The organism is Dysgonomonas sp. BGC7, assembly GCF_001261735.1.
GTDB lineage: Bacteria > Bacteroidota > Bacteroidia > Bacteroidales > Dysgonomonadaceae > Dysgonomonas.
On sequence record NZ_CVRP01000023.1, the window covers coordinates 83,637 to 91,962 of the forward strand.

Consider the following 8,326-nt stretch of genomic DNA (forward strand, 5'->3'; position numbering starts at 1 on the left):
TGTAATTCTCTAATTTTATCTATATAGAAAATGTTTATTTAAAGATGGTATAAGAAGTAACATGCAAAAAAACGAGTAAAAAGTGTTACTTTTGTTACTTTTTAGTTAAAATTGCAGTCTCCTACAATCGACAAAATAGTTATTTTAAATATCAGTAAGGTTATGATTTTAAAGAGATATATACACAAACTCTACTTTCTACTTTCTTTTATTCTCAAAGTTCATTTCTTAGGATTACTGATGCTTTCTCTTGTCAGGTTAGCTTTGCTACTCGCTAATTTGCAAAATGTAGCAGGTGTAGCAGGTTCTTCACTGTTCGAGGCCTTTTCTTTAGGATTGTTTATTGACAATATCGTTGTCAGTTATGTATCGTCTGTTGCCATTTTACTGGCAGCAATGTCCACTCTCTTTTTCGATATATCGAAGAAAGCATTTCGTTATTGTGGCAATATTTATTTCATTGTAGCTTACGTGTTTATACTGGGGCTTGGTATTGCAGATATACCGTATTTCGGGTATTTTTATAAACATATGGATGTTTCGGTCTTAGATTGGCTTAGCCACGATACGGAGGGGTATGGAATGATATTCGGAGAATCGGCTTACTATAAGTATTATCTGTTGTTTATTGTAGCTGTAGTTTTATTTTCATTCGGAACAATATGGTTTTCACGAAAACTTACGACATATAGTAGAGAGGAGGAGAGTCAGCCTAAATATATGATCGTGAAGTTTATTATTTTAGGTTTGGCACTTGCTCTGATTTGTTATATGGGAGTAAGAAGAAAATATTATCTGATGCAGCCAATTACCGAATGGACGACTTTTTTGCATTCAAATTCGTTTGTTAATGAATTGACTATGAATCCGGTGTATAGTTATATGGTCAGTACATTTGTGCCTCAAAGCAAAGACAAGGAAGTGGCTCACGTTATATCTTTAGAAGATTCTTTTACGCTGCTGAAAAAAGACTTTATTGCTCAGAGTTTTGATTCCACAGTTTCTCCTATTTCGAGAAAAATCATTTACGAAGGAAAAGAATTAAGAGCAAATGTGGTTGTTGTGCTTATGGAGTCAATGTCGTCTTACTACGTTGAAGAAGCGTCTCATCTGACTCCACAACTGAATGCCCTTAAGAATAGGTCTTTTTATTTCAAAAACTTCTATTCGACGGCAACCCACACCAATCAGGGGATTTTTGCCACTCTTTATGGTATACCTGCATTATTTGATAAAACAATAATGGACAACCGGGTTGCCTCGGGTAATCGTACTTTACCTTTGTGTGAGGGTTTACCTTTCAATCTGAATATGAAAGGCTATTCATCTGCTTTCTTCTTATCGCACGAAAAATCATTTAACAATACAGATATGTTTTTACTCCGTAACGGATATAATACACGGCAGATTTATTCGCTGGAGAATTATCCTAAGTCGGAAATTAAGAACTCATGGGGGGTTGCAGACGATTATCTGTTTAAATATGCTACAGGAATATTTAATAAAGAACTTGAACCGTTTTTTGGAACAATAATGACAATAACCAATCATCCTGCCTATATTGTGCCTAAAGAGTTCAAGTCGATAAGCTCTGACGAGTCGGAGCAGGCTGTTTATTTTTCAGATTATTGTGTTGGTCAATTTCTTAAAAATGCAGCCAAAGAAGAGTGGTATAAGAATACCATATTTGTTTTTGTCGGCGATCACGGTAAAATAGCAGGCAAGCAGCAATATGAAATGCCTTTGTCTCTCAACCATGTTCCGTTATTGATTTATTCTCCTTTATTCGAGAATGAAGCTCGGGTGATTGATAATATGGGTACGCAGATAGATATTTTTCCTACTATAATGGGCTTGTTGAATATGAGCTATGAAAATAATTCTCTGGGGATTGATCTTTTTCGAGAGAAGCGTCCATATGCAGTATTTACGACAGATGATAAATTAGGATGTATAAACGATACCTATTTGTATGGCTACAATACAGCCTCTAAGCAGGAGGTGATGTATGACTATCGTGCAGGAAGTACAAAAGATATTTCTTCCGACCATAAAGAGGCATTTGACAGTATCAGAGGCTATGCCGCAGCAACAGTTCAGGTTACAAACTATCTGCTGAAAAATGAGCTGACTAAAAGGAAACAATAAAAAAAGGAACTGATTGCCAGTTCCTCTTTTATTTGCTTTAGATAGAAAGATTCTCTTTCTCTATATCTTTAAAATATTTGTATGTTCCTACTTTCAACTCTTCGGTTGCAGCCTCGTCACATACAATAATTCCTTTTGGATGAAGCTGTAATGCTGTTATAGTCCACATCTGGTTGATAGACCCTTCTACAGCTTGTGCCAAAGCTCTGGCTTTGTTATGTCCGTTAACCATAATAAGGACTTCTTTGGCATCGAGGATAGTACCTACACCAACTGTTACAGATGTTTTAGGAACTTTGTTTGTGTCATTGTCAAAGAAACGGGAGTTGGCAATAATTGTATCTTGAGTAAGTGTCTTTAGACGAGTGCGTGACGATAAAGATGAACCCGGCTCATTGAAAGCGATGTGTCCGTCAGGCCCTATTCCTCCAAGGAACAAATCAACTCCACCTACAGCTTTCATTTTAGCTTCGTATGCTGCACACTCGGCGTCAAGATCTGTTGCATTGCCATTTAGTATATTTACATTTGCGCGGTCAATATCTATATGATTAAAGAAGTTTGTCCACATAAATGTATAGTAGCTTTGTGGGTGATCTTGAGGTAGTCCAACATACTCATCCATATTGAAAGTTACCACATGGCGAAAAGAGACTTTCTTGTCTTGATGATGCTTTATTAAAGCTTTATACATTCCCATGGGAGATGAGCCTGTAGGTAGACCAAGAACAAATGGTTTGTCGGCTGTAGGGTTAGCCGCATTAATTTTTGCTATCACATAGTTTGCCGCCCACTGAGACAAGGAATCATAATTGGGTTGAATAATTAATCTCATGATACTTTTATTATAGTGTTTTATATTATAAGATTGTGGCAAGCCTCTCAATATAACATTGGAAGACTTGCCACCTCTTTTAGTTATTTTTTAAAGTGGATGATATTCTACAAAAGCTTCTATTGCTTCATAAGATGCCATTCCTAATTGTCTGTACAATTCAGCAGTAGCTTTATTTCTATCTTCAGAGCGTTGCCAGAATAGTCTTTCGTCATTGCCAAGGAAAGGTGCACTTTCCATCTGAGACTGATGTTTCAATATTGCATTTCTCTTCGAACGTAACTCTTCAGGAGAAATAGGTACAGCCATTTCTATATGGTCTATTTCCCATTCAGCCCAAGCTCCACGATACATCCATATGCGGCATTCTTTAAGCCATTCTGCACCTTTTAGTTCGTCTATAGCTGCCAAGATTGCATCCAGACAAACTTTGTGTGTGCCATGAGGATCGGCAAGGTCGCCTGCTACAAATACTTCGTGAGGTTTTACTTCTTCCAAATATTTCTTCACGATCTCAACATCTGCTTCTGATATCGGATTCTTTTTTATACGCCCTGTTTCGTAGAACGGTAAGTCAAGGAATCTTACATTAGCTGTATCCACACCTACATAACGACATGCTGTAGTTGCTTCTTGGCGACGAATGTGTCCTTTTAGGAATAAAATGTCGGCAGTATCTACATCGCCTTCTTTCTTGTCGTGCAACAGGAATTGCAGTATATCTGCGTATTTGTGTTTCAGCGATGTATTGGTAGGGTCATATTTGGTTCTCACATCTTCGAGCAAAGATACATAACGGATTACTTCTTCATCTCCTACCGCAATATTCCCTGATGTTTGATAGGCTACATGAACATTATGCTTCTGGTCTACCAAGCGTTTGAAAGTGCCCCCCATAGAGATAACATCATCATCGGGGTGAGGACTGAATATAATAACCGTTTTAGGGTATGGATTGGCTCTTTCCGGACGATTTGTATCATCTGCGTTAGGTTTACCTCCCGGCCATCCGGTTATGGTGTGTTGCAGATCATTGAATATTTTGATATTTACATTATATGCCGATCCATAAAGAGTCAATAACTCTTCAAGACTATTGTCCTGATAGTCTTTATTTGTAAGTTTAAGTATCGGTTTGTTTACTTTGAAGCATAACCATACTATTGCTCTACGAATAAGCGTGTTGTTCCAGTCGCAACTGGTAACCAACCAAGGATGGCTGATACGAGTCAATTCGTATGCTGCATTCAGGTCAATGTGTACATTTGCGTTTTCATGTGCCTGCAGGCAAGAAGCGGGTATGGCATCAGATACAGCTCCTTCTACAACATCCTTCACGCTTTTGGCTTTATCTTCACCCCAAGCAATTAGAGCTATTTCTTTCGATTTCATTATAGTCGAAAGCCCCATCGTAACGGCACTCGGTGGAACAAGATCAATAGAACCGAATGTATTTATAGCTTCTTTTTTAGATTGATTGTCAAGTAGAACCAATCGTGTTTGAGAAGACATACTCGATCCTGCAATATTGATACCTATATTACCAGAGCGTCCCAGTCCTAATAATAAATAATCTATACCGCCTACTTTGTGTATGATTTGCTCATATTTTCGACAATAGTCTATTATTTCTTCTTTAGAAATTGAGCCATCAGGCGAATATATATTCTTAGGATCAATGTCAACGTGATCAAGGAATGTATCTTTCAAAAGCTTCAGATTGCTGCTCGACTGAGGTGCTAAAGGATAGAACTCATATATGTTGAATATGATTACATTCTTGAAACTTAACCCTTCTTTGTGGAAGCGGATAAGCTCTGTGTAAATTGTTTGAGGAGAATGTCCTCCGGGAAGTCCAAGTACGAAACTCTCTCCTTTTGCTTGTTTGTCTTTTATCTTTTTTGCAATATCTGTAGCTACTTGCAAAGACGCGTCTACTGAAGATTCATATATCTTGGTAGGCATTTTCTCATATCGGGTCAGAGCAGACTGCTCAAACTCATTTTCGGGACGGTAGTACCGTTGTGGCACTCTGTCTAATACGATTTGTGAACTTAAATCTAATCTCATATCTATATTGTTTTTATTGTTGGATTCTTTTTTGATTATACAACAAGAGCCGCTGCTCCAAAAAGAGTGATGTCTTCTTTCTTCGATAGTAGTATTTTTACTTTTTCTACTGTTTCTTCAAAAGGGAATTTCTTTATACTATCATACATTGTGTCTGCAAATAAATCATAACCCTTAACTATATCTCCTCCCATAATGATAGCCTGCGGATCGTAGGTGAATAATATGGTTTTGATCAGCTCTCCTATATGTTTGCCTATCTCTTTCCATAGAGCAATCATTTCTTTATTGCCATTTTGAGCCATTTGGTACGATTCCTGAGCTGTTGTCCCATTTCTAATAAAGAACTTTTGCCCGCAATAACGCTCAAAATCATATTCAAGATATGGCAGACTCCCTATTTCTCCGGCTCCGGTATTACTTCCTATATATAATTCATTGTTAATGATTATTCCGATTCCTACTCCAATACTTAGAGTAAGGCATATGATGTCTTTGAACATGGTGCCTTCTCCATAATAACGTTCTCCAAAAGCAAAGCAGTTAGAGTCATTATTCACAAAGACGGGTAGGTTAAATTCTTTTTCTAATATATCCTTTAGAGGGACTTTCTTCCACGAAGGAATATTTATCGCATCTTGTACTATCCCTTTATCAGTTTTCACTATTCCTGTAACGCCAAGTCCGATACCCCGGATATTAGAGTTAATTATTTCTTTGATAGCTTCGATCAAATGTTTAATTATTATATCTTTGGGTTGGTCGGCCATGCTGGGGACAACAAATTTTCTGAATATCTGACCTCCATCGACGATACCCAAACGCATATCAGTGCCGCTTATATCTATACCAATCCTCATAGTTAAAAAGAGGTGTTTTATTTATTTAAAGGAAGGATTAAGTACATGTTCTTCTGGCTGTTTAGGAGCTTCTCTAAGTTATGTGTACTTAATAGATCCTATATCTATTTGTTTTTCATCATTGAATTACAAATATATAATTCATAGTTGTAAAAACATCGCTTTATTTGTTAATTAACATTTGGGTGAGTGTTTTGTTTATACTATCTGTAAATATTCTCGATAAATGCGATTTAGATATGTCAGACAAATTCTATAACTTTACCTCAATTATTATATAATAAATAGAGTGACAGGTGGATTATACTCAGACTGATATCAAATATTTGGCAGGTGTAGGGCCTAAGAAAGCAGAAATACTGAATAAGGAAATTGATGTGTTTTCGGTAGAAGACCTTTTGTATTATTTCCCATATAAATATATAGATCGTAGCCGTATTTATTTTATTCATGAGATTGATGGCAATATGCCCTATATTCAGTTGAAAGGACGCATTACTGCTTTCGAAACTTTGGGGGAGGGGCGCAGGAAGCGGCTTGTTGCTCACTTTACGGATGGTACAGGGTTTATAGATTTGGTATGGTTTCAGGGAGGTAAATTTATTACAGATAAATATAGGGTGGGAGCGCCTTATATTATTTTCGGAAAACCTACTCTTTTTGGCGATAAGTTTAATATTGCCCATCCGGACATAGACCCTTTTATGGGAGAAGAGAATCGTGCCACAGGTTTAATGCCCTATTATAATACAACAGAAAAAATGAAAAGCCATTTTCTCAATTCGAAAGCAATTCAGAAAATGATGGCTGTAGCATTCTCTTCGTTCATTAAAAATATTACAGAAACGTTGCCCGATACTATTGTGGGGGATGTTCGTCTGATGGACTTGAAGCAGGCAATGCGTAATGTTCACTTTCCGGAAAATACCAAGCTGCTGAGAGATGCCCAGTATAGACTTAAGTTTGAGGAGTTGTTTTATTTGCAACTAAATATATTAAGATATACAACAGAAAGAAAAAACAAGTTGAAAGGTTTTGTCTTTTCTAAAGTAGGAGAATACTTAAACTCATTCTATGAAAAGAATCTTCCTTTCTCGTTGACCAATGCTCAAAAACGGATCATCAAAGAGGTCAGGCTGGATATGGCGACAGGCGAACAAATGAACCGACTATTACAAGGAGATGTCGGGAGTGGAAAAACGCTTGTTGCACTCATGTTGATGCTGATTGCTTTAGATAATGGCTTTCAGGCATGTCTGATGGCTCCTACCGAAATATTAGCAACCCAGCATTATGCTACTTTAGTGGAATTGCTTACCGGACTTGGAGTTGAAGTCGAATTGCTGACAGGATCTACAAAGAAAAAAGATAGAGAAAGAATTCATCAGAATTTATTGACAGGCGATTTGCAAATATTAGTTGGTACTCATGCTCTCATTGAAGATGTAGTTCGGTTTGCTAATCTGGGACTTGTTGTTATCGACGAGCAGCATCGCTTTGGAGTGGCTCAAAGAGCAAAACTATGGTCTAAAAATGTAAACCCTCCGCATATATTGGTTATGACAGCGACGCCTATTCCACGGACGTTGGCTATGACCGTATACGGAGATTTGGATGTGTCGGTTATCGACGAGCTTCCTCCGGGCAGAAAGCCGATACAAACCATTCATCAATACGATAAGAAAAGAGGAGCTCTGTATGCCTCTATTAAAAAACAATTACAGGAAGGTCGGCAGGTGTATATGGTATATCCTTTGATAGAAGAAAGTGAAAAATTGGACTTGAAAAATCTGGAAGAAGGATTCGAGCATATAAAGGAAATTTTTCCGGAATATATCGTGTGTAAAGTTCATGGAAAAATGAAGCCTAAAGAAAAAGATGCGGAAATGCAACGCTTTGTGAAAAATGAAGCTCAGATAATGGTTGCCACTACTGTTATAGAAGTAGGAGTGAATGTGCCTAATGCCTCTGTTATGGTTATTGAATCGGCTCAGCGTTTTGGTCTGTCTCAACTTCACCAGTTGCGAGGGCGGGTTGGGCGAGGAGCAGATCAGTCCTATTGTATATTGGTTACTCCCTACGAACTATCTGCAGAAACAAAGAAGCGGATAGATATAATGGTAGAAAGCAATGACGGGTTCGAGATAGCAGAGGCCGATCTTAAGTTTAGAGGACCTGGAGATTTGGAAGGAACGCAACAAAGTGGCATTCCTTTCAATTTGCGGATTGCAGATATTGTGAGAGACGGAGAAATTCTGCGTTGTGCCCGCGAAGTTGCGCAAAAAGTCTTGGAAGAGGATCCTCAATTAGAGAAAAATGAAAATGCTATTTTGCGAAAACAACTAAAGAAACTCGGCGGAAACAAATATAATTGGGGACTTATTAGTTAAAGCTTAAATTTTTTTTGTTTTGA

The 8,326-nt window shown here is 37.6% G+C and carries 5 protein-coding genes; 2 read left to right on the forward strand and 3 right to left on the reverse strand.

All coding sequences use genetic code 11. From position 1 onward, the window contains the following. The first annotated feature begins 162 nt into the window (after nucleotides 1-162). Nucleotides 163-2,148: an LTA synthase family protein gene (locus tag BGC7_RS17065; protein ID WP_157258770.1), complete on the forward strand. Its 1,986-nt coding sequence runs from the start codon at nucleotides 163-165 to the stop codon at nucleotides 2,146-2,148. 37 nt (nucleotides 2,149-2,185) lie between these two features. Here BGC7_RS17065 and nagB read toward each other — a convergent pair whose 3' ends face one another. The 3 genes from nagB to BGC7_RS17080 form a co-directional block, all read right to left on the reverse strand. Continuing rightward, complete coding sequence (gene nagB, locus BGC7_RS17070) at nucleotides 2,186-2,983, reverse strand: glucosamine-6-phosphate deaminase (RefSeq protein WP_050702817.1); 798 nt, start codon at nucleotides 2,981-2,983, stop codon at nucleotides 2,186-2,188. A 90-nt stretch (nucleotides 2,984-3,073) separates the two neighbouring features. Continuing rightward, nucleotides 3,074-5,053 carry a glucosamine-6-phosphate deaminase gene (locus BGC7_RS17075; RefSeq protein WP_050702818.1) on the reverse strand — a complete coding sequence of 660 codons (1,980 nt, stop codon included), beginning with the start codon at nucleotides 5,051-5,053 and terminating at the stop codon, nucleotides 3,074-3,076. Nucleotides 5,054-5,088: 35 nt separating this feature from the next. Then, the gene (locus BGC7_RS17080; RefSeq protein ID WP_050702819.1) at nucleotides 5,089-5,913 is read right to left on the reverse strand and encodes an ROK family protein; all 825 of its coding nucleotides are present in this window, start codon (nucleotides 5,911-5,913) and stop codon (nucleotides 5,089-5,091) included. A 296-nt stretch (nucleotides 5,914-6,209) separates the two neighbouring features. On the opposite strand from BGC7_RS17080, the gene recG reads away from it, so the two are divergent. Further along, entirely contained in the window at nucleotides 6,210-8,303 is a 2,094-nt protein-coding gene (recG, locus tag BGC7_RS17085) for an ATP-dependent DNA helicase RecG (protein ID WP_050702820.1), read from the forward strand. The last annotated feature ends 23 nt before the right edge of the window (nucleotides 8,304-8,326 follow it).